22 protein-coding genes are annotated in these 20,502 nt (G+C 51.0%); 7 read left to right on the top strand and 15 right to left on the bottom strand.

Annotated elements, in window-relative coordinates; genetic code table 11:
* Positions 1–5: 5 nt before the first annotated feature.
* Entirely contained in the window at positions 6–140 is a 135-nt protein-coding gene (locus tag L1X57_RS04470) for an entericidin A/B family lipoprotein (RefSeq protein WP_009723849.1), read from the bottom strand.
* A 1,044-nt stretch (positions 141–1,184) separates the two neighbouring features.
* On the opposite strand from L1X57_RS04470, the gene L1X57_RS04465 reads away from it, so the two are divergent.
* Positions 1,185–3,455: an acetate--CoA ligase family protein gene (locus L1X57_RS04465; protein WP_083817075.1), complete on the top strand. Its 2,271-nt coding sequence runs from the start codon at positions 1,185–1,187 to the stop codon at positions 3,453–3,455.
* On the opposite strand, the gene L1X57_RS04460 is transcribed toward L1X57_RS04465, so the two are convergent.
* The gene (locus tag L1X57_RS04460; protein WP_009723846.1) at positions 3,440–3,979 is read right to left on the bottom strand and encodes a phosphatase PAP2 family protein; all 540 of its coding nucleotides are present in this window, start codon (positions 3,977–3,979) and stop codon (positions 3,440–3,442) included. The genes L1X57_RS04465 and L1X57_RS04460 overlap by 16 nt on opposite strands.
* Entirely contained in the window at positions 3,942–5,147 is a 1,206-nt protein-coding gene (locus L1X57_RS04455) for a glycosyltransferase family 4 protein (RefSeq protein ID WP_039869301.1), read from the bottom strand. The genes L1X57_RS04460 and L1X57_RS04455 overlap by 38 nt, the downstream gene beginning before the upstream one ends.
* 449 nt (positions 5,148–5,596) lie before the next feature.
* Here L1X57_RS04455 and L1X57_RS04450 point away from each other — a divergent pair, with 449 nt between their 5' ends.
* Entirely contained in the window at positions 5,597–6,598 is a 1,002-nt protein-coding gene (locus L1X57_RS04450; RefSeq protein ID WP_009723844.1) for a porin, read from the top strand.
* A 152-nt stretch (positions 6,599–6,750) separates the two neighbouring features.
* On the opposite strand, the gene L1X57_RS04445 is transcribed toward L1X57_RS04450, so the two are convergent.
* On the bottom strand, positions 6,751–6,891 hold the full coding sequence (locus tag L1X57_RS04445; RefSeq protein ID WP_009723843.1) for a hypothetical protein: 141 nt from the start codon (positions 6,889–6,891) through the stop codon (positions 6,751–6,753).
* Between the two features lie 76 nt (positions 6,892–6,967).
* Here L1X57_RS04445 and L1X57_RS04440 point away from each other — a divergent pair, with 76 nt between their 5' ends.
* Positions 6,968–8,590, top strand: a complete 1,623-nt coding sequence (locus tag L1X57_RS04440) for a bifunctional metallophosphatase/5'-nucleotidase (RefSeq protein ID WP_234667949.1) — start codon at positions 6,968–6,970, stop codon at positions 8,588–8,590.
* Between the two features lie 81 nt (positions 8,591–8,671).
* On the opposite strand, the gene L1X57_RS04435 is transcribed toward L1X57_RS04440, so the two are convergent.
* From L1X57_RS04435 to ugpB, 8 genes are all read right to left on the bottom strand, one after another.
* A complete protein-coding gene (locus tag L1X57_RS04435) occupies positions 8,672–9,040 on the bottom strand; it encodes a DUF1428 domain-containing protein (RefSeq protein ID WP_009723840.1) in 369 nt (122 codons plus the stop codon).
* Complete coding sequence (locus tag L1X57_RS04430; RefSeq protein ID WP_009723839.1) at positions 9,037–9,414, bottom strand: YciI family protein; 378 nt, start codon at positions 9,412–9,414, stop codon at positions 9,037–9,039. The genes L1X57_RS04435 and L1X57_RS04430 overlap by 4 nt, the downstream gene beginning before the upstream one ends.
* Complete coding sequence (locus L1X57_RS04425) at positions 9,411–10,256, bottom strand: VOC family protein (protein WP_009723838.1); 846 nt, start codon at positions 10,254–10,256, stop codon at positions 9,411–9,413. The genes L1X57_RS04430 and L1X57_RS04425 overlap by 4 nt, the downstream gene beginning before the upstream one ends.
* A gap of 82 nt (positions 10,257–10,338) precedes the next feature.
* Positions 10,339–11,568 carry an RNA polymerase sigma factor gene (locus tag L1X57_RS04420; protein WP_009723837.1) on the bottom strand — a complete coding sequence of 410 codons (1,230 nt, stop codon included), beginning with the start codon at positions 11,566–11,568 and terminating at the stop codon, positions 10,339–10,341.
* A 128-nt stretch (positions 11,569–11,696) separates the two neighbouring features.
* Positions 11,697–12,749, bottom strand: a complete 1,053-nt coding sequence (locus L1X57_RS04415; protein WP_009723836.1) for a sn-glycerol-3-phosphate import ATP-binding protein UgpC — start codon at positions 12,747–12,749, stop codon at positions 11,697–11,699.
* Between the two features lie 2 nt (positions 12,750–12,751).
* The gene (gene ugpE / locus L1X57_RS04410) at positions 12,752–13,594 is read right to left on the bottom strand and encodes a sn-glycerol-3-phosphate ABC transporter permease UgpE (protein WP_009723835.1); all 843 of its coding nucleotides are present in this window, start codon (positions 13,592–13,594) and stop codon (positions 12,752–12,754) included.
* A 43-nt stretch (positions 13,595–13,637) separates the two neighbouring features.
* The gene (ugpA, locus tag L1X57_RS04405) at positions 13,638–14,522 is read right to left on the bottom strand and encodes a sn-glycerol-3-phosphate ABC transporter permease UgpA (RefSeq protein ID WP_009723834.1); all 885 of its coding nucleotides are present in this window, start codon (positions 14,520–14,522) and stop codon (positions 13,638–13,640) included.
* A gap of 98 nt (positions 14,523–14,620) precedes the next feature.
* Positions 14,621–15,946 carry a sn-glycerol-3-phosphate ABC transporter substrate-binding protein UgpB gene (gene ugpB / locus L1X57_RS04400; protein WP_009723833.1) on the bottom strand — a complete coding sequence of 442 codons (1,326 nt, stop codon included), beginning with the start codon at positions 15,944–15,946 and terminating at the stop codon, positions 14,621–14,623.
* 246 nt (positions 15,947–16,192) lie between these two features.
* On the opposite strand from ugpB, the gene argE reads away from it, so the two are divergent.
* Entirely contained in the window at positions 16,193–17,362 is a 1,170-nt protein-coding gene (gene argE / locus L1X57_RS04395) for an acetylornithine deacetylase (protein WP_009723832.1), read from the top strand.
* A gap of 106 nt (positions 17,363–17,468) precedes the next feature.
* On the opposite strand, the gene L1X57_RS04390 is transcribed toward argE, so the two are convergent.
* Positions 17,469–17,780, bottom strand: coding sequence for a hypothetical protein (locus L1X57_RS04390; RefSeq protein ID WP_009723831.1), 312 nt, complete (start codon positions 17,778–17,780; stop codon positions 17,469–17,471).
* A 154-nt stretch (positions 17,781–17,934) separates the two neighbouring features.
* Here L1X57_RS04390 and L1X57_RS04385 point away from each other — a divergent pair, with 154 nt between their 5' ends.
* From L1X57_RS04385 to L1X57_RS04375, 3 genes are all read left to right on the top strand, one after another.
* Positions 17,935–18,408, top strand: coding sequence for a YchJ family protein (locus L1X57_RS04385; protein WP_009723830.1), 474 nt, complete (start codon positions 17,935–17,937; stop codon positions 18,406–18,408).
* Positions 18,401–18,691 (top strand): GIY-YIG nuclease family protein, encoded by a 291-nt coding sequence (locus L1X57_RS04380; protein ID WP_009723829.1) that lies wholly within the window; start codon positions 18,401–18,403, stop codon positions 18,689–18,691. Before L1X57_RS04385 ends, L1X57_RS04380 begins: the two co-directional genes overlap by 8 nt.
* Before the next feature lie 164 nt (positions 18,692–18,855).
* On the top strand, positions 18,856–19,245 hold the full coding sequence (locus tag L1X57_RS04375) for a VanZ family protein (protein WP_009723828.1): 390 nt from the start codon (positions 18,856–18,858) through the stop codon (positions 19,243–19,245).
* Between the two features lie 143 nt (positions 19,246–19,388).
* On the opposite strand, the gene L1X57_RS04370 is transcribed toward L1X57_RS04375, so the two are convergent.
* The gene (locus tag L1X57_RS04370; protein ID WP_009723827.1) at positions 19,389–19,886 is read right to left on the bottom strand and encodes a hypothetical protein; all 498 of its coding nucleotides are present in this window, start codon (positions 19,884–19,886) and stop codon (positions 19,389–19,391) included.
* Positions 19,879–20,475, bottom strand: coding sequence for a hypothetical protein (locus L1X57_RS04365; protein WP_009723826.1), 597 nt, complete (start codon positions 20,473–20,475; stop codon positions 19,879–19,881). Before L1X57_RS04365 ends, L1X57_RS04370 begins: the two co-directional genes overlap by 8 nt.
* Between the last annotated feature and the right edge of the window lie 27 nt (positions 20,476–20,502).

Raw genomic sequence — 20,502 nt, 5'->3', positions numbered from 1 at the left:
AGCCATTAACTACCTGCGGAGCGCTGAATAGCTTCGCCACCGCGCTCAATGTCTTCGCCTGCGCCGCGGATAGTATTGCAGCCGCTTATTACTAGAAGTGTCACCATCATCAATAAACTGATAGCCATTACACGTTTCATCGAATGATCCCTCATCAGCTGAGTGCCCGTAGATAGGTTCTAGGTGCGCTGTCATTAAAAATAATCGTTGCAGGCGGTTGGTGCCATCGATTTTCTACCGATTGAACGCTAGCTGACCGTGCGATTTTGTCGCATGTGTCAGTTTTAGCCATGAAATAACTGCTTTTATGGCTATAGTTGGCATTAATGTTGTTTTTTAAGATATTGTTTTTAATGTTTTTTTTTGTTTTTGGCGGTATTTGGCCTGTTGTCTGCAATGACTTAGGTACATGCGTAATGTTGTAAACCTTAAATTTTAAGTGACATTGATACCATCAACGTTTAGCAGCCCAGTAAACAGCGTGAGCAGGCTAATAGGTAATTAGGGAAGGCACGGAGCCATATTAGCAGAAGGACGTGAAAGGACACTTAGCCTGCTCACCCTTATCAGTGTAAGGAAACGCTGATCATCACCGCCATGGAGCGGCAGCGATGCAAAATCACCATCTCGTGAAAGCGAGGTGGTTTTTTTGCGTTAATTTATTTTCTATAACGTTTTGATTTATTGGAATATTTAACTTTACCTGACTTCCTGAACAGCTTTTGTATCAATGGTCGTGACATTTTGGTCTATCCTCTGGTGTAAACCAAAACTCAGCGGTTAGAAGACGTCAACGTAGCAGCCGCATACTTCCAGGGACAAGCGCTATGGCGATGGTATTGATGTTATGCATGTTTGTGCTGTTTCTAGGGTTTTCGGGGGTCGGCCTTTATATGATGTTCAAGACATCATTTATGACCACAGTAGAGGATCGTGACGACATGCCTCCGGATATGTGAACCATCGACCATTGGTATCAATTTCTTTCTAAAAAGCCCGCTATCGCGGGCATTTTTGTTTGATGATGGCGGTGTTTCTTTGTTTTTTAACCTCTCATACAACGTCAAAAATTAAACAAAGTAAACTTGGCTTTGCTTCGCTGTATACCTCAAGACGCTATGTTATAAGAGTGGCCCACATCACTACGCTGCTGTGTTCGCTCGTTGATCTTTAGGTAAGCATTTATGTCTCAGAATCTATCTGCCAATCCTTCCTCAGCACCCAAGGCTTCGTTCTGTAATTTGCGTTTGGATCTTAGCGAGTTGCGCGCCACGATGGGAGCAAGAGGGCGGTTGGTGGAGCCTACGCTTACCTGTAGGGTCAAAATAAGCGGTAACATGGTGCGCGCTAAGGTACTGCATCAACGGTTACGTCTTTTGGTGCCGTCACTTTGGCCCAGCCAGCCGATTCTGGAAGCGCCGCCTGAGGTTTGGCCGCAGCACTTCATCGTTGCTGGCCAGCGGGCCGGGTTGGTTCAGGCATCACCAAGTGACGTAGTCATGTATGACACCCTTCGAGCACTGGGTGAGTGGCTAGTCGCCTTGACGGTTGCTCTGCAGCGTACTGCTTACGAGTCTACCTATCAGGGGCAGGTACTGGCCGTTGAAAAAAATACGGTTTTGATTGGGTTGCCGTGGACGCGTTTGGCAACGGCTAAAGGGGCTTTGCGTTGGGCGGCACAGCACTTGATTGCTTGGTCAGCCAATGGTGAATCTGCGGATAGCGAGCCATGGCACGATGACTTTCAAAAGTGGTTAAGAAACGCCCAACAAAGTGGCAATAATATCATTACCCAAGGTTTTATCATGGCGGCGCGGCAGCGCGAGCTGCCGGTCACTCGATTGTCGCCCGATGCTTTTCAGCTAGGCTGGGGGAGTGCTCAGGTGCACTGGGAGAGCTCTTGCTTCCGGGATTCAATGGTGGCCGGACGAATGGCCAATTATAAACACTTATCAACCCGGCGGCTTGAACAGGTCAGTATTCCTGTGCCGAAAACCCATGTGGTCACTACGCAAGAGGCTGCCGCACAAGCCGCTGAAATCTTGGGATACCCGGTTGTGGTTAAGCCCCTGAATAATGATCGTGGCGAGGGCGTCTTTTCCAACCTGCATAGCCAGGCTGAACTGATTAGTGCTTTTAAAAAGGCGGCAGAGTTTAGTTCGAATATTATTGTTCAGCGCCATGTGCAGGGTGAAGATTACCGTCTGCTCGTCGTCAACGGAAAATGCTTGGTTGTTACACGTCGTGACCCGGCAGCGGTGGTCGGGGATGGAAAGCATACTATTAAAGAACTGGTAGATATCGCCAACCAGGATCCTCGACGAGGTGATTCAACTCGCAGCTATCTGATTAAGTTGGCGTTGGACGATATCTCTCTTGAGGTGTTAGCACAGCAAGGTATCGAGGCAGATACCATTCCTGCAAGCGGTGAGAAAGTTCTCTTGCGCCAAATAGCTAATTTTTCTACCGGTGGCACGGTAGAAGATGTGACCGACCGAGTGCACCCTGATAATGCTCTGCTGGCCGTTCGTGCTGCTCGTGCCATTGGCTTAAGTATCGCGGGCGTGGATCTACTAATTTCTGACATTGAGCGTTCATGGCGCGAGGTGAACGGGCATATTATTGAAGTCAACGGTGGCCCAGGGCTTCGTTTGCATTGGCTGGGTAACCCGACGCGGGACCTTAACGGCGAAATTCTTGATCAAAGTCTCGGCAAACATCAGCTGAGAATTCCTACTGCCGCAGTGCTGGGCTTGGCCCGCAATGGTTGCGAAAATCCCGCCGCGCGAATTTGTCGAATGTTGCATCATTTACTTGTTGCTAACGATGGCAGCCCAGGGACTACTACATCACAAGGTGTTTTCATCAACAGTGAGCAAATCAGCACTCAAAGCTCTGTCTCTTCCGGAACAGTGCCTGCGGCGTTGTGTGATGCCAGCGTTGATGCTGCTTTCTTCGAGCTATGGCCTACTCTATTGGAGGCATACGGCCACTTCTGTGATCGCTATGAGGTGCTGGCGCTGTACGAGGCGGATGAATCGCTTAGCAATAACGTGTCTGATTGTTTGGCCCGTGTTGGCCATTCAGTGGTGATTAATGCCGACTCAGAGAGTGTGCGGGCACTGCGTAAAGAGATATCGGCAGGCTGTCAATCAGTGTTGGTTTCTATCACCGCGGATAACCCTGACCTAGTCGCTCATCGTACACAGGGTGGAGAAGGGCTCACCATTGCGTTTCACCAGGGAGCGCGCTGGATAGTGGCATGCCAAGGTAACGACGAGAAGCCACTGTTGTCAGTCAATGTCTTAAGCTACTTACATGATGCCTTGGGAGACGCTGGTTTACGCGAGGCGATGGTTGCGTTAGCGATTGCCCATGCTCATGGAATGCGCTGGGAAAATTTGATTATGCCGATGGTTTCTTTCCCCTTGAAACAGCATTACCCCATCCAATAAAGACTCAGTAGCGCAAAACCATAGCCCATGGCTGCACCGGCAATGACATCACTGACATAGTGAAGCCCGAGCCCCACCCGTGAAACGGCGATCAGTAAGCTAAGGGGAATCACAATAGGTAGCAGCCAGGGGGTATGAGCGGCTACCAACACGCTAAACATTACCGCATGCATGGTGTGACCACTGGGGAAGCTGTATTTGTCACGGGCAGGCTCGCCACAGTGGACGCCACCTAAGTAGGTGATAAACGGGCGTTCGCGACAGAGTCGCGTTTTTACCAACTTATAAATAGCGACCGCGAACAGTGCGATAGTGCTGTACTGCATGATGCGCCAAGCCCCGTTAGGCTGTAACCAGGGCTGTGCGGCGATTAATAATACCCAGACAGGCCAGTCTCCCAGCTTACTCGCCGTTTGTAGCGTTAGCCGCCAGGGGCGATAAAGCGTTAGGTGTGTTACCCGCTGGCAAAGCTGCCATTCCAGCACATCAAGACGATCGAATACGACAAGCGGACGCGGACGCATGGTGGGTCTCCTGGGCGTTTTGTAAATAGCGTAAAAACTGCTCTGCGATTCCCGACCAGCTTTGCTCTAGTGCGCGTAGGCGGGCAATTCTACCTAGGCGGGCATAGTCAGCAGGGTGCTGGCATAGATCGACGGCAGCCTGTTGAAAGGCAAGCGTATCGCCAGGGGAAACGGTGGTGCCGTTGTATCCACTTTGAATCAGTTCAGCGCTGGCGGCATGGTGATAAGCCACGACTGCCAGCCCGCTGGCCATGGCTTCGGTCACCACATTTCCCCATGTTTCCGACTGAGAAGGGAAAATAAATATATCGGCACTGGCATAGTGGCGCGCTAATGCCTGTTTATTCACAAATCCGGTGAAATGGGCGTCTGGTAGCGCTTTTTGTAACTGAGCGCGGCCTGGGCCATCGCCGACAATGACGTGTGCCATATCGGGACGCACGTCACTCATGGCCTGCAGCGTTTCTTGCAACAACGCTAGGTTCTTTTCTGGGGCTAAGCGGCCCACGTACAACGCAACCGGTTGATGTTCGCTAACCCCCCACTGCTCGCGGAGTGTGTCGTCGCGGTGGGCCGGGGAAAAGTTATCGCCATCGATGCCGCGCGAGAGCACCTTTACATCGTGGATATCTTGAGCACGCAGTGCTTCGGCCTGTTGTTGAGTGGGCACAAGCGTAAGGTCGCAACCGTTATGGAAGTAGCGTAAATAACGCCGCGTGGCGGCAGCTAGCCAGGAAAACCCGTAATCATGGCAGTAGTGATCGAAATTAGTATGCCAGCCAGCCACCAGTGGTATGTTCAGTTGGCGCGCCGCCTGACGAGCTGCCCAGCCCAGCGGGCCTTGGGTGGCCAAGTAAACCACATCGGGACGCTGCTTCTGCCAGAAACGGCGCAGTTTGCCGGGGCTGGCAAGACCAATCTGTACTTCGTTATAACCGGGTAAGGCTAACCGCCGTACCAGAAGCTCTTGAGAAGGCCCTTGAGACGGTTCTTGATAAGGCCCTTGAGCAACATTGGTATTGGTGGTGCTATCAGCCATCTTGGGTTTAGGGCGAATAACATCCACTGTTACCCCTAACCGAGTAAGTTCACGACATAGCCTATTCAAGGTATGCGCAACACCGTTTATTTCTGGTGACCATGTTTCGCTAACGATACAGAGCCGCATGGGCGATTCATCCCTTTATCACGTTTTTACTCACTACTTAATTCACTATGCGCAGCGACAGTGACACTGCCAAGACAGCCTAGTGAACATGGGATGACAGTCCGCCATTTTTAATGGTGATACCGTTAGCGAATGATGATGGATTAGCAGATCAAGATGTCGGGCAGGTTGCATTTTCATAGTTATCAAAAAAAGCGCTAAAAAATAAAACTTTAAGAAGAATGAAATATATCGCCTTTAAGGTAGCCAACGACGAGGTAAACATATCCTCGATTGTGCCTTCGCAATGCGCAATAAAATGCTAAGTATAAATATTTAATAATAAGGTTTTTTGGATTTTTCTAAAGAGCTAAAGATTAATAAAATTAAGTTAGAGTTCTTCGTAACTGAAAGTCTATTGAAACTAAAAGTGCTGATAACAAGCGCTAACTACTTTTATGGGATCAATCATGTTTAAAAAGACGACACTTGCTCTGGCTGTTAGTGGTTTGTTGGGTGCTTCGGCAGCCCAAGCGGCAGTGGTATATGATCAAGACGGCACGACGCTAGATATTTACGGCCGCATCGCTATGGGGTTTGAAGGGGGCGGTGAAAAAGATGGCGTTGATAACGGTGAAGAATTCCGTAATTTCGGTTCTCGTTTGCGCTTTACGGCAGGCCATCAAATCAACGCTGATCTGCGTGCGTTTGCTCGAGTAGAATGGCGCTTTACCGGGGATGAGCGCAGTCGTCCAGGCTTTGACGAAGTACGTAATAGCTACCTTGGCCTCGAAAGTAAGCAGTACGGTACGTTTATGGCCGGTAACTATAATAGTTACTACGATAACTACGTCATGACACCGTTCGATGTTTACGTAGAGCGTGGTTATGAATTCGCCGGTGGTGGTCTGCAGGCGCGTGGCGACTCGATTGGCTATAAAACACCTGAAATCAATGGTTTTCAGGCCGTTTTCTCAGCGAAACACTTTTCTGAGCGTGGGCTTACTGAAGCGCAGCAGTCTAGTGAAGGCAGCGTCATCGCCACACAAGGGGGTGTTGTTTACGCGACTGGCCCCGTACGTTTAGCGCTTGGTTATGTAGAGGATACCGTTCGTGGCGGTGGCAACGGTGAAACACGTTTTGGTACTACGGCCACGTACGACATCAATGACGCTTTCTCTGCGCGTTTAGGTTACGAAACCCGTGGCGACAACGATACGCGAGGCGGCGGTTTTGACACGGTAGGTTTAGGTGGTACTTTTGCCACCGGCGCTTGGACCTTCTATCTCGATTATTACAACATTGATCCCGATAATGCGGATAATGATCGTGACGCTTGGGCCGCTGCGGCGCATTACGATATTTCTAATAATCTTGATGTGTTTGTCGAGCTAAATGATGCCAATCAAGATGCTATTAATGACTTCGAAGATGATCTGTATTACGCAGTAGGTGCACGCTATCACTTTTAAATGATAGATAGCTTCCTTAGCGTTTAATTGACTTATTAAGATCGTTTTGCCGATGTGCTAAAAGTGCATCGGCTTTTTGCGTTATGCTGGCTATCATAATGGCTAAATAGTTTTAGGGGTCATGATGTGACATCAGTCTTGGTAAGGTGTGGTCAGTCTAAGGGTTTTTTTGCCGCTGGCGCTTGGCGCTTTTTCTCGCGACGACGCTGTTTGGCTAACGCGTTGCCGTTGGCTAGTTCCACTAAGTAGGCGATTTCTTCATCGCTAAGTGGTTTGTGCGGTTGGTTTGCCATTGATGTCACCACTTTGTCAGGCCTTTATGGCACGCTAACGATGAACGATGACATCAATATGAAAGGAGCCACTAAGATGCGTTTTAGCCGCTATAGGATTGCGCTAGGGACAGCGTTATTGGCCACCATTACGCCCGCCCTTGCCGACAATTACACCCTCACGCTGTTTCACACCAACGACTTACATGGTCGCACCGATCAGTACCCACAGCTGATCACCACGCTAAACGAAGCGCGTGAGGCGTATGGCGAAGGGTTACTGTTGGACGCGGGCGATATTTTTTCTGGCACGCTCTACTTCACTGAGTTTGCTGGCCAGGATGCCCTCGAATTTATGAACTTAATGGGCTATGACGCTTTTGTCCCTGGCAATCACGAATTTGATTTGGGTGATCCTGAAGCGGGGCACCAAGCGCTAGCCGCGTTTTTTGCGGATGCAGCGTTTCCTATTTTAGGCGCCAATCTGGATTTTTCGGCCGCGCCTGAATTTGCTGGCATGCTCGATGGGTCTATCAGCGTAGACCCGCAGTCAGGGGTGCTCTATGACGGTATTATTGTTGAGCACAATGGCGAGCCTATCGGTATCTTTGGGTTAAGTACCCAGGATAGCGAGACGATCTCAAGCCCCGGCCCAATCACTATCAGTGATTACCGTGAAGCAGCCGAAGACATGGTGGCGCGCTTTGAAGCGCAGGGGGTGAATAAGGTGATCGCACTTACCCACCTGGGGTACGACAGTGACCCCAGCGTGGGTAACGACCTTCTGCTGGCTCAGCACGTGGCGGGTATCGATATTATTATTGGCGGCCACAGCCATACCCGCGTGTCTCCCCCTATGCTTGTTTCTGAAAACCACGCGGGAAAACCACAAACGCCTACGGTGATCGGGCAGGCGGGTGAGTATGGCCAGTATTTAGGTGTGATGCAGGTGACGTTTGATGCCGATGGTGTGGTGGTGGAGGTAAATGGTGAGCTATTAGCTGCCGATGAACGCGCAGCAGACCCTGATGCTGCTGAGCGTCTGGAGCCTTACACGGCAGCGATCGAAGAGTTACGCGATACTCAGGTTGGTGCCACCGTGACCGCAGCGCTGCCCAATCCACGTCATGGCAGCGGCGACTCGCGAAGCGTGCGTGCTAACGAAACCGCGCTGGGCAATTTGATCACCGATGCCCAGCTGTATGCCGCACGCAAAGTAGCGCCGGATACGATGCTGGCCATCCAAAACAGCGGCGGTATCCGTGAACCGGTCGAGACCGGCGATGTCTCTGTGGGCGATTTGATCGCCGTACAGCCGTTTGGTAACCGTTTGACGCTACTGGATGTTACTGGCGCTGAGCTACTCGAAACGTTCGAAATTGCCCTAACCAATGTGCCCGATGAGAATGGCGGATTTTTACAAGTGTCGGCAGGTGTTGAGCTGGTGTACGACAGCCGAGAGCCGGTAGGCGAGCGTGTGGTTAGCCTGACAATAACGCAGCAGGCTATTGACCCAGAACGCACTTACACCATCGCGACGAACAACTTTACTGCCGCTGGCGGCGATAGCCACGCAGTATTAGGGGCTGCTTACGAGGATGGCCGCAACACTATTGTTGGTAACACTGATTGGCAAATGCTGCGTGATTACCTAGTGTCGCTTGGGGAAGTAACTTACCGAGTGGAAGGGCGGATAGTAGATATTGCTGAAAGGGATTAGGTGAAAACAAGTCCCTGCAAAGAAGTCTCTGCAAAGAAGGGCTTTCGGGCCGTTTCTATTGAATGAAACGGCCCAGCGTTCTCACACAGTAATGATGCTTTTAAAGCCCCCATAAATAAGACGCTTACCATCAAAGGGCATGGGATTAACGTCCATTTGTAAACGTGAATCTTCCATGACTTTTGGCATAGCGACATCGCGTACCGCTTTGGAAGGCCATTCTATCCATGAAAAAATAACGCTTTCGTCGTTTTGGCGTTTAACCGCCATGGTGAACGAGGTGACCTCTCCTTCGGGAACATCGTCTTCCCAGCACTCCACCACTCGCAGTGCGCCGTACTCTTTGAACACGACGGCGGCAGCCCGGGCATGCTCAATAAATTCAGATTTATTATTGGTTGGCACGGCAGCGATGAAGCCATCGACATAGGGCGTGGCGGAAGTGTTCATGCTGTTTCTCCAGCGTTTGATTTCGGTGGGAGTTCTCGAGCGGGGCGTATTTCGATACTGCCGAATCGGGCAGGCGGGATGCGGCTAGCTAGCTGCAGTGCCTCATTCAAGTCGTGGGCTTCCAGCAGGTAGAAGCCAGCCAACTGCTCTTTGGTTTCGGCAAAGGGGCCGTCGGATACCAGTGTCTCGCCATCACGTACCCGCACGGTGGTTGCAGTCTCCGTTGGTTGTAATGGCTGCCCAGCGAGATAATTGCCGCTGGCGTTCAGGCGCTCGACCCCCGCGATACACTCCTGGTTGAGGTCGTGCCACTCCTGTTCACTCATGGAATTGATGATTTGCTCTTGGTAATACACTAGCGCAACGTACTTCATGGGACGTCTCCTTCGGTGGCTAAAGGACAGTTTTCTGACGAAACGTTAACCATCCAGTGAATGCCAAAGCGGTCGGTTGCCATGCCGAACCCAGGCGACCAGAAGGTGGCTTCGAAGGGCATAGTGATCTCGCCACCGTCCGCTAGGCGTGCGAACGTATTCGAGGCCTGTTCCTTATCTTGATACTCCAGCTGTACATGAACCCCTTGGGGAGCCATGTATTTCTCTGGGTCCATGTCGGCGCCCATTAAGCGTCGGCCACGCAGATTTAAAGAGGCATGGATAATGTGGTCATGGAGAGCAGGCGGGGTGTGTTCAGCGGCAGGCGTTTCAGCGTAAGTCATTAGGCATTCCAAATGACCACCAGTGACGTCGGCATAAAACTGCATGGCTTCACGGCAGGTGCCGGGAAAGGCAACATACACGTTCATTTCGTCCGGAATGCGGGCGTGGTGGCGGTGTTGTTCCAGGCCACCGCCCGGCTCGAAATCTTCCAGCGAAAAGTAACGCCGTAACTCTAGAGTCACGTTGCCATCGGCATCCTGAGTGGGCCACTGCTGAGCCCAATGAATGGCCTCTTCAAGTGTTGGCGCTTCTAGTACGCTGTAGCCTGCCATTCGTTCACTTGGCGGCGATAACGGGCCGGGGATGATGGTAGGCGAGCCATTCTCGAAACGGATTAGGCAGCCATCACTGGTTGGGCGTAGGCCGTTGCCGCTGACCAGTACCCCGGCCTTAATCATGCGTTCGTTATAGGCGGCCATGGCCGCTAGCATGTCCTGAGAGGGTAAGGTGCCATTTTCGGTAGTGGTATCGGCACGGCGAATTAGCATGAATTTCATTGAGAGACTCCTGGGTGATCAGGGGTGTTACTCTCACTAGTCGTTTGGCGGGTCTTCAAATCGACACGGCTTGTTTATTTTTTTATGCAGATTGCTCTAGTTCGTTTAATCGCTTTAGCAGAAAGCGTTTTTCGGGATCCAGCGTGGCTAATAGCAGCGCCTGTTGGTAGGCGCTGCAAGCAGCATCTTGTCTACCCAGGCGGCGCAGTAAATCCGCTTGTGCTGCATAAAATAGATGGTAGCGGCTCATTTGCGGGTGATGGGCCAATTCATCAAGATGCTGCAAGCCGATTGCCAGCGCACCATTCATGGCAATGGCCACTGCGCGATTCAGTGCCAGAATTGGTGAAGCGTTGCGGTGGCATAGGGCATCGTAGAGCCTCACGATTCTGCCCCAGTCGGTTTGCTCGGCGCTGCTAGCCTGGGAGTGTTCGGCGGCAATTGATGCTTGAAGGGTGTAGTAGCCTGTTGGTGTGAGGGCCAGCGCCTGCTCAAGCCACTCAATGCCGCTACGAATGTCCTCTTGGTGCCACAAATCTCTGTTTTGTTCGTCCAGGGTGACTAAATCACCAGCCTTGTCTTGGCGTGCATCGCGGCGCGCATCATTAAGCCGCATCAGTGCCATTAATCCAAACACCTCGCCACTGGGTAGCAGCCTTGCTAACGCCTCACCTAGGCGCATGGCTTCCTTCGTCAAACTGACATCGACGACATGGCTGCCCATGCTGCGTGAGTAGCCTTCGTTGAACACTAAATAGATAACCTGGAGTACATCCGGCAAGCGCTCGGGAAGCGCTTCGCTGTCAGGCACAGCGTAGGGGATGCGTGCATCGCGAATTTTGCGTTTAGCGCGCACGATGCGTTGCGCCAGCGTGGCGGGTTTCATGAGTAACACACTCGCCACCTGCTCGGTGGTGAGGCCACACATTTCCCGCAGGGTTAGTGCAACGCGTGCTTCCATGTTCAGGCTTGGGTGACAACACGTGAATAGCAGTCGCAGTGCATCGTCTTGGATCGTCGCGGGTTCGAGATCCAGTGTCTCTTCGGGGGGTAACAGCAAATGAGCTCGTCGTCGTGCTGCGCTACGCTGGCGAACCTGATTGATCCCACAGTGGTAGCCGGTACGAATTAACCAGGCTTGAGGATTGTCGGGCGTTCCGTTCAACGGCCATTGCTGAACCGCTGCCACAAACGCATCCTGCGTTGCTTCTTCGGCAAGCTCGAAATCCCCTAGTAAGCGAATCAGTGTCGCCTTTACGCGCCGGGAGTGATCACGGTATAGGGTGTCGAGGCAATAACATGCTGTCTTCATAGACCAGTATTCATCGCAGAGATCCATACGCTACCTGCACAAAAAACGAGTTGGGCAGCGAGTCGTTGTTATTAGCTCAAACGTAGCGCATGAAGTCTCCGATGACGTACTTTTCTTAAGAAACGATGTTAACTACCGGTGCGCTTTCGGGTGGTGCTGTTAAAAGGATGAAGTGCATCGCGGGTTACATAGAAGCGCAATGTTTCCCCTTCACGAACGGCTGGCTGGCCCGTGGTGCGAATCACCGTGGGTTGTTCGCTGTCGACGAGATTAACGTAAAGATGGCTTTCCGCGCCTGCCGCTTCAAAGAGCATTAGTGTCGCGTCGATCGCTAGATGGGGTGCCTCGGGTGCGGTGAGGTGCATGTCGTCTGGGCGAATGCCGAGGGTGTCGGTGCCTTCGGGAAGGTGTTCAAGCACGCTGCTGCTTTGAGTACGCAGATAATCCAACGGCAACATGTTCATTGCCGGGGAGCCAATAAATTCCGCAACGAACATCGTGGCCGGACGGGCGTAGATCTCCATCGGTGTGCCTACCTGCTCAATTTGCCCGGCATTCAGCACCACCAAACGGTCGCCCAGGGTCATTGCTTCCAGTTGATCATGGGTTACGTACAAGCTGGTGGTTTTTAGGCGACGTTGCAGCTGTTTAATCTCTACTCGCATTTGTACGCGCAGCTTGGCGTCCAGGTTGGAAAGCGGTTCATCGAATAAGAACGCTGAAGGCTCGCGGACCAGTGCTCGGCCCATCGCTACCCGCTGGCGCTGGCCGCCGGAAAGCTTGCGGGGTTTGCGCTCCAGGAAGTCTTCAATTTCCAGCATCTTGGCCGCTAAACGTACGCGTTTATCAATGTCGTCTTTTTTGAAACCTCGGTTCTTTAAGCCATAAGCGAGGTTGTTGTAGACAGTCATGTGCGGATAAAGCGCGTAGTTTTGGAACACCATGGCAATATCGCGCTCGGCGGGCTCTAGCTTATTCACTACTCGATCGCCAATTTTTAGCGTGCCTTCGGTGATGGTTTCAAGCCCGGCGACCATCCGCAGCAAGGTCGACTTACCGCAACCGGATGGTCCGACAAGTACGACAAATTCACCGTCTTCAATCTGTAGGTCGATCCCTTTGACCGCAGCGACGTTGCCCGCATAGGTTTTTTTTAGCCCTTCCAGGGTAATGCTGGCCATCGTTATTTCTCCGTCTCGGTCAGGCCTTTTACAAAGAGGCGTTGCATAAACAGAATCACCAGTACCGGGGGCAGGGCGGCCATTACTACGGCAGCCATAATCAAGTGCCACTGGGGATTTTCTTCTGAGGTCATGCGCTGAATGCCCATCACAATGGTGTAATAGTCAGGGTCGGTGGTGATCAGCAGTGGCCACAGGTATTGGTTCCAGCCATAGATGAACATGATCACAAACAGCGCCGCGATATTAGTAACGGATAGCGGCATAAGGATGTCTTTAAAGAACTTGAGTGGACCAGCACCATCGACTCGGGCCGCTTCCAGCATCTCTTCCGGAATCGTCATAAAGAACTGACGAAATAGGAACGTCGCCGTTGCCGAGGCAATCAGTGGGATTGAGAGACCCGCGAAGCTGTTCAACATATTGAGATCTGCGACGACCTGAAACGTCGGAATAATGCGTACTTCGACGGGCAGCATCAGCGTGATGAAAATTAGCCAGAAGAAGAACATCCGAAAACGAAAGCGGAAGTAAACAATCGCAAACGCCGACAGTAGCGAGATCGACAGTTTTCCTACGGTAATTGCCATGGCCATAACAAAACTGTTCCACAACATCATGCCTGCTGGTGGGGCACCTGCGTTGGAAACGCCGGACTGCCACATACGGGTAAAGTTTTCGATGCCATGGGCGCCGGGCAGCATCGGCAGCGTGCCGCGTAGCAAATCGCCTGGTGCCTGGGTAGATGCCACTAGCGCAACGTACACGGGGAACACCACCACTGCGACGCCAAGCATTAATGTGAGGTGGGCAAAAAAATTCGCCCAGGGTCGGTTCTCAACCATCACAAGGCTCTTTTGTTAGTAAGTAGTTGGTAGACAAACGGCATTAGTAATTCACCCGTCGTTCAATAAAGCGGAACTGCACCACCGTAAGGGCGACTACAATGGCCATTAAAGTCACCGACTGAGCGGCCGATGAGCCTAAGTTCAAGCCTACGAAGCCATCGGCGTAGACCTTATAGACCAGCGTGTTGGTCGCTTGGGCAGGGCCGCCCTGAGTGGTGGCGTGGATAATGCCGAACGTATCGAACATGGCGTAAACCACGTTGACCACCATCAAAAAGAAGGTGGTGGGTGTTAGCAGTGGGAAAACGATGGTCCAGAACCGTTTTATGGGGCTTGCGCCATCAATAGCTGCCGCTTCAATGAGCGACTGGGGTATCGACTGTAAGCCTGCGAGGAAGAACAGAAAGTTATAAGAAATCTGCTTCCAGGCGGCGGCAAAAATCACCAGCATCATGGCATCTGCGCCAGAGGTGCGGTGGTTCCACTGGTAGCCGACCATGTCCAGTATGTAAGGCACAATGCCAATTGAAGGGTTGAAGATAAACCACCACAGCACACCGGCAATGGCGGGGGCAATCGCGTAGGGCCACACCAGCAGCGTGGTGTAGGTGCTGCGTGATCGGATCATGCGATTAACCGTGCTAGCTAACAGCAGTGCAACGGACATGGAAAGCAGCGTGGTACCTACCGCAAACACCACCGTGACAGAGAGCGAGTTGAGATAAGCGCCATCGCGAAAGAGTCGCGCAAAGTTTTCTAAGCCCACAAAGGTGGTGCGTAGCCCAAAGGCATCTTCCCGCAGCAGTGACTGGTAAAGCGCTTGACCGGCAGGCCAAATAAAGAAAATCAGCGTGACAATGACCTGAGGAGCCAGCAGGGCGTAGGGCAAAAAGCGCCCAGGAAAGGTCATGCGTTTGGTTTGCATAGGCGACGTATCCTGCGTCTATAAACGGCACCAATAAGTGGGGCACTTAAAAAAAGGCTCGCCGCCTGCCAGGGGCAGGCGGCGGAGCGGGTGCTTACTTACTGGTTGGCTGATTGAAAGTCGCGCAGCAATCGATTACCACGTTCAACCGCAGAATCGGCAGCTTCTTGGCCAGATTTAGCACCGGTCATCACGGCCTCCATCTCTTCGGAGATGATGTCGCGGATCTGTACAAAGTTACCAAATCGCAGGCCCTTCGAGTTTTCAGTCGGCTCGTTTAGCGTCATCTGCTTCAGAGAGATATCGGCGCCCGGGTTCTCATCGTAGTAGCCCTGCTCTTCGCTCAAGTCCCACGCCGCTTGGGTGATTGGCAAGTAACCGGTTTGCTGGTGCCACTCGGCTTGTACTTCAGGTTGTGAGAGGTACTCAAAGAAGGCAGCAACGGCTTCATATTCGTCATCGGTGTGGCCTTGCAGTGCCCACAGGGTGGCACCGCCAATGATGGAGTTCTGTGGCGCACCATCAACGTCGTCATAGTAGGGCTGCATACCGAAACCGACTTCAAAGTCGGAATTAGCAGCGACATCTGCGCGGGATGCAGAAGAGCCAAAGAAAATCGCACACTCTTGTGAGTAAAACAGCGGTTCAGAGTCTGGCCCGGAACCAGGGCCGCCCCAGTTAAAGGCGTTTGCATCTTGCCACGTCTTCAAATTATCCCAGTGGCGGGCCACCAGTTCATTGTTGAAGTTGAACTCTGTTTCTATCCCGCCAAAACCGTTTTCTAACGTCCCTAGCGGCGAGTTATGCATGGCAGAGAAGTTTTCCAGCATCACCCAGCTCGGCCATGAGGTGGTGAAACCACAGTTGGCAGCACCCGATTCGGTAATTTGAGTTGCGTACTCCGCCACTTCGTTCCAGGTTTGCGGCGGCTGCTCAGGGTCTAAACCTGCCTCCTCAAACACGTCACGGTTGTAATACATAATCGGCGTAGAGGAGTTGAACGGGAACGACAGCATGTTGCCGTTTGTGTCGGTGTAGTAACCGACTACCGCAGGAAGGAAAGCGTCGCGATCAAACGCCCGGCCATGATCTTCCATTAGCTGATACACCGGATAAATGGCGCCATCAGCATTCATCATAGTGCCTGTGCCGACTTCGAATACTTGGAGAATATGGGGCTGTTCGCCTGCACGGAACGCCGCAATGGCACCGGTCATCGTTTCGGTATAATTGCCGCGATAGCTAGGCGTTACACGGTAATCATCCTGAGAGGCGTTAAACTCCTCCGTCATTTCTTCAAGGATTTCACCAAGCTGGCCTCCCATGGCGTGCCACCAAGTGACTTCGGTCGCGGAATGGGCAGAAAGGCTAAACGTGGCGGTAGCCACCCCTAGGGCAAGCGCGTGCAGTGTGAAACGAGACATAACGGCTCCTTGTGGGTCGTTCGCAGTACGTTTATTAAGTTTTTGGGTGCACTGAACAGTAGAAAGTGTAGATGACGTTTTCATGAATGCACGATGAACTCGACGTGACAGTCAACGTTTAGCTGGCCGCCGACCTGCTGAATAGGAAAAGGTGAATGGCGGTGATAGGGTGATTTGAGATAGGGTGATTTGAGATAGGGTGATGTGAGACAAAGTGATATGAAGAGCCTAACTAACGAGAGCAGCATGACTGACGCGACCACATTACTAGCGAAGCTGGTATCATTCGATACCACCTCAAGTGGATCAAATTTAGCCTTAATTGAATTCGTTGAGCACTATTTAGCAGATTATGGTGTTGCTTCAGAGCGGGTGATGAGCCCGTGTGGAACCAAAGCCAACCTGATTGCCCGCGTAGGTCCGGACGTCCCTGGCGGCGTGATGCTTTCTGGGCATACCGACGTGGTGCCGGTGGCAGGTCAGCCATGGTCTAGCGACCCGTTTACTTTACGTGATGGCGGCGATGGCCGTCTTTACGGGCGTGGCACCTGTGATATGAAAGGCTTTATTGCCTGTGCGTTAGCCATGGTGCCTACCTGGGTCAATGCGTCGCTGAAGCAGCCTATCTTTTTCGGGTTTTCTTATGACGAAGAAATCGGCTGTGTGGGCGCACCTAGTCTTATTCAACGCTTTTACGAGCACTACTCCACCACCGCCCACGTAATTGTTGGTGAACCTACCAGCATGCAGCCTGTGGTCGCTCAAAAAGGCGCAACTAATCTGCGCACCACCGTGATTGGTCGGGAGGCCCACAGTAGCCAAGTGAATCAAGGCACGTCAGCTATCCATGTTGCGGCAAGGCTCGTCACGTTTATTGAAGACACGATGGCGGCATTGGTGGAAGAGGGGCGCGTCGACGAGGCCTTTAACGTGCCGCACACCAGTCTGCATGTGGGCAAAATAAAGGGTGGCACGGCAATCAATATTATGGCGCGGGAGTGCCAATTCGAGTGGGAAATTCGCCACCTACCCACGGACACCTTCGACGAAATATATGCACGCTTTGAGGCATATTGCGAACAGCTTAGCGAGGAGCTAACTGCAAAAGGTAAAACGGTAGAGATGACCACAGAGCCGTTAAACGTGACAGTGCCGGGGCTGGCCGACCGAGATAACGATCAGGTACTACGCTTGGCTAAAGACCATTTGCCTAGCAGTTGCTGTCAGCATGCGGTGGCATACGCCACCGAGGCTGGGCAGTTCCAGGGTCAGGGATTGCAAACCATTATTTTAGGGCCGGGCAGCATCGCCCAGGCGCATCAACCCGATGAGTATATTGAGACGGCCCAGTTGTATGAATGCACGGCGTTTATGCAGCGATTAGGGCAGGCGTTAGAAACATCCTATTCGGGATGATGGCTGCTAATGAGTCCGTAATATAAATAGCGCACAATAAAAAACACCCGCCAATGGTTAAACGGGCGGGTGTTTTTCTGAAACATTTCTATGATGCTTATTACAACTAGTGCTGATGTTGCTCTTCATAAAGCTCTGCTTTCGCATGGCGCATCACATCTTCGCAGGCCTGTTGGCGGGCAAGCTGAGTCAGCAGCCGCTGAGTCACTTCAAACCCTTTTTCCAAACAGGTATCGACTTCGTCTCGGCTAACGTGCGGAGAGACGTTGTAGTCGATTTTTACCGTACGGCCACCGCCTTCTAGTCGATCGGCGATTTGTCTAAGCCGCCACGCGATTCGCTCTTTCCAGGTTGCTGATTCTACCGCGCCTTCGTTTACGCTAAACGTGCACTGCCATTCGGGTTTGTAAACCTTCATAGGAGAACCTCCACTGCGTTTGGAAAGAATGATCGATCGTGTGTCGTACTCCGTCTGTCTGATGATGTAGCTCTGGTACTATACCTAACTCTGTGCCAATACCGAAACAAAACGTATACCAAATCAATAAACCAAAGAATACAGAGCTTTCAATATGACGCTTTCAACGCCAGTCTCAACGTCAGGCAACTGCCCGTGTGGCAGTGGTGCTGCATTCACGGCGTGTTGCCAGCCTTATCATCAAGGTGCAACGGTACCTACGCCGGAAGCGCTAATGCGTTCGCGTTATACAGCATTTGCGTTGAATAGCCGTGATTACCTACTTGCCACTTGGCATGCATCAACGCGGCCAGGGCAGCTAGCGTCCGACCCAGACACTCAGTGGAAAGCGCTCACGATTGTTGCGGCACCGCCAGCAAAAGATGGGCAGGGCACGGTACATTTTTTAGCCTATTTTCGTGAACAAAACCGCTGGCATGTGCTGGAAGAAAGCTCACGCTTTGTGTTTGAAGATGGGCGCTGGTGGTATGTGGATGGCGTGCCGACCATCGAGCGCCTTAAACCACGGCGAAACGAACGCTGCCTATGTGGCAGCGGTCGAAAAATAAAGAGTTGTTGCGGTGAATAGCCAAACCGCTAATTCCACAACGACTAATTCCCAATGGTACCTCTACTTACTTGAGTGCAAGCGTGGCACCTATGTGGGGATTACCAATAACCTAGCGAAACGTTACCAAGCGCACTGCGATGGTAAAGGCGCCCGCTATACCCGCGCCAACCCTCCGCTGGCACTGCTCGGCGCGCAGCCGTTTACAGATCGCGCAGCGGCCAGCCGCGCTGAATATGCGCTCAAGCGTCAAACGCCAAGTCGAAAACGTGAATGGGCCACTCAGTGGCCTTACACGTTATAAGTTAGTAACCATAGTGCGGACGCTTTTCTCAGGAGGTAACCGCCTGCGGCAGGCGGGTAGTGGTAATATCACTGCCAAGCATCAAGAAAACTCCATCCGCGTGCGCCAACCAGTGTCGGAGCATTCGGGAATAAGAACCAATAGTTAAGTTTAAGGCGTGATGTGTGTATAAATTAATATCAGCAAGCGCTGTGTGCTTTTTTGTTTTTATATTATGGATCCTCTATTTAGCTAACACTGGCGGAAATAGCCTATTTTTCGATTTTATTCGGAGCATCCCGTATGGCGATAAGCTGGGGCATATGGGATTGTTTGGCTTTCTTACACTAGCAGCCGTGGTTGGTTCGAAGTTTCGAGCGTTTCAGTGTGGAAAGTTGAACATTTATTATGGTGCGGTACTTGTCGCATTGTTCACCATTGGTGAAGAGTTCAGCCAACTATTTATTCCGTCTCGCACATTTGACCTTCTTGACTTGGCCGCAAATTTTGTCGGTATAGCACTGGCGGTGAGTATTGCCTATCTGACAAATAAATATGTAATTAAGAGGCTGTGAGGTTAGGCTATTTTTCACAGACGTTGGGTTTCAGGCTGAGCAACCTCGTTATATTATCACAACTCTTTGCCAGCGCTGGTCACGAAAGTTAAAGTGTTCTCTCGTCTCAGATTTACCATGACTGAGAGTGTCCTTCTATTAATTCATGATTTTAATTTAATCTTAAAATTTGAAATAGGTAATGATAATTTATTTTTATAATCAATGTTATGTATAGCAATATGCCAAGTGCCTTTGCGATAGGAGCTTACAAACAGTCCATAGTGATCAGGGTAAAACATTATCCCGACAAACATTGCCAGAGCCGAGTAAATGCTACGCTTTCCATTCCCCCATAACCAATATTGCATAGCTATCTCTTGGGCCGTATTGGTAGAGTAACCCGTCAAAATATGAAAAATATCATGATTTTCGCAATGCGGTTGAGGTTCAAATTCGTGCTGTGATAAAAAACACCCCAAACTAAATCCCAAGCTATCAGTCGGGTATGCAAGTAGTTGCTCTACGCGAATATTCCACGCTGGTCCAGTTTTAAATAATATGTATAAGTGGCTAGACAGTTTAAATCCAAAGCCTATTAACGCCTCTCGTATTGTATAAATAAAATTTAGTTTTGAAGCTTTATGATAAATGTTAGTCATACTCACCGCGGCAAAAATGCCAGTGCTCTTGCTCTAAAGGCTCACAAAATGTATAAACATACCCCACGTCTTCTTTTAGAGCTTCAGCGATAGAAGGAACGAACTCCTCACTCCAGTCAGCCCAGTTATACTGCCTGAACTCAGTAAGTCGAGATTTTGCTGTATGACTTGGCGTGTATTCTTGAAAGCCGTTGGGATTATACTGAATGTATCGGTAAGTGATGGGAACAAACTCTTTTACTATGTCAAAATAAAAATAAGCAGTAAAAGAACATTTAGGTTCGCATCGGTAAGAAAATGATACATGCTCGATCTTGCTATTCACGTCCGTTATGTCGGAGGGAAGTTTGTCGATGAAAGAATCACCTCGTAGTGACTCTGGCAATAAAATCTCATTTGTTACTCCAATGCCTCTTAAGTTTTTTTGTTGCATAAAGGCGTGAACTTGATCAGCAATAGTAGTTAGAGCCTGTGTTTGCTTTATTCCAGGCCGATAGCGCTCAACTGCCAGTAAATAACTTAGCCAGGCAAGAAAAATGCTGATGATCACCAACGAGATGATGATGGCTTTACGGCGATAGAAATGCATTTTTAAATTATTATACTCTGTATTGGT

Origin of the sequence: Halomonas sp. TD01 (genome assembly GCF_923868895.1) — a bacterium.
Taxonomy (GTDB): Bacteria; Pseudomonadota; Gammaproteobacteria; order Pseudomonadales; family Halomonadaceae; genus Vreelandella.
The sequence above is the reverse complement of the archived record's forward strand: the minus strand, read 5'-3'. Positions and strand labels throughout refer to the sequence as shown.

Coding starts and splice junctions, on each gene's coding strand:
- L1X57_RS04430 (WP_009723839.1), bottom strand. CDS start 9,414: ATGAAGTACGTTGCGCTAGTGTATTACCAAGAGCAAATCATCAATTCC.
- L1X57_RS04420 (WP_009723837.1), bottom strand. CDS start 11,568: ATGAAGACAGCATGTTATTGCCTCGACACCCTATACCGTGATCACTCC.
- L1X57_RS04435 (WP_009723840.1), bottom strand. CDS start 9,040: ATGAACACTTCCGCCACGCCCTATGTCGATGGCTTCATCGCTGCCGTG.
- L1X57_RS04450 (WP_009723844.1), top strand. CDS start 5,597: ATGTTTAAAAAGACGACACTTGCTCTGGCTGTTAGTGGTTTGTTGGGT.
- L1X57_RS04415 (WP_009723836.1), bottom strand. CDS start 12,749: ATGGCCAGCATTACCCTGGAAGGGCTAAAAAAAACCTATGCGGGCAAC.
- L1X57_RS04465 (WP_083817075.1), top strand. CDS start 1,185: ATGTCTCAGAATCTATCTGCCAATCCTTCCTCAGCACCCAAGGCTTCG.
- argE (WP_009723832.1), top strand. CDS start 16,193: ATGACTGACGCGACCACATTACTAGCGAAGCTGGTATCATTCGATACC.
- L1X57_RS04370 (WP_009723827.1), bottom strand. CDS start 19,886: ATGACTAACATTTATCATAAAGCTTCAAAACTAAATTTTATTTATACA.
- ugpA (WP_009723834.1), bottom strand. CDS start 14,522: ATGCAAACCAAACGCATGACCTTTCCTGGGCGCTTTTTGCCCTACGCC.
- L1X57_RS04445 (WP_009723843.1), bottom strand. CDS start 6,891: ATGGCAAACCAACCGCACAAACCACTTAGCGATGAAGAAATCGCCTAC.
- L1X57_RS04440 (WP_234667949.1), top strand. CDS start 6,968: ATGCGTTTTAGCCGCTATAGGATTGCGCTAGGGACAGCGTTATTGGCC.
- L1X57_RS04425 (WP_009723838.1), bottom strand. CDS start 10,256: ATGAAATTCATGCTAATTCGCCGTGCCGATACCACTACCGAAAATGGC.
- L1X57_RS04390 (WP_009723831.1), bottom strand. CDS start 17,780: ATGAAGGTTTACAAACCCGAATGGCAGTGCACGTTTAGCGTAAACGAA.
- L1X57_RS04460 (WP_009723846.1), bottom strand. CDS start 3,979: ATGCGTCCGCGTCCGCTTGTCGTATTCGATCGTCTTGATGTGCTGGAA.
- L1X57_RS04385 (WP_009723830.1), top strand. CDS start 17,935: ATGACGCTTTCAACGCCAGTCTCAACGTCAGGCAACTGCCCGTGTGGC.
- ugpB (WP_009723833.1), bottom strand. CDS start 15,946: ATGTCTCGTTTCACACTGCACGCGCTTGCCCTAGGGGTGGCTACCGCC.
- L1X57_RS04455 (WP_039869301.1), bottom strand. CDS start 5,147: ATGCGGCTCTGTATCGTTAGCGAAACATGGTCACCAGAAATAAACGGT.
- ugpE (WP_009723835.1), bottom strand. CDS start 13,594: ATGGTTGAGAACCGACCCTGGGCGAATTTTTTTGCCCACCTCACATTA.
- L1X57_RS04365 (WP_009723826.1), bottom strand. CDS start 20,475: ATGCATTTCTATCGCCGTAAAGCCATCATCATCTCGTTGGTGATCATC.
- L1X57_RS04470 (WP_009723849.1), bottom strand. CDS start 140: ATGAAACGTGTAATGGCTATCAGTTTATTGATGATGGTGACACTTCTA.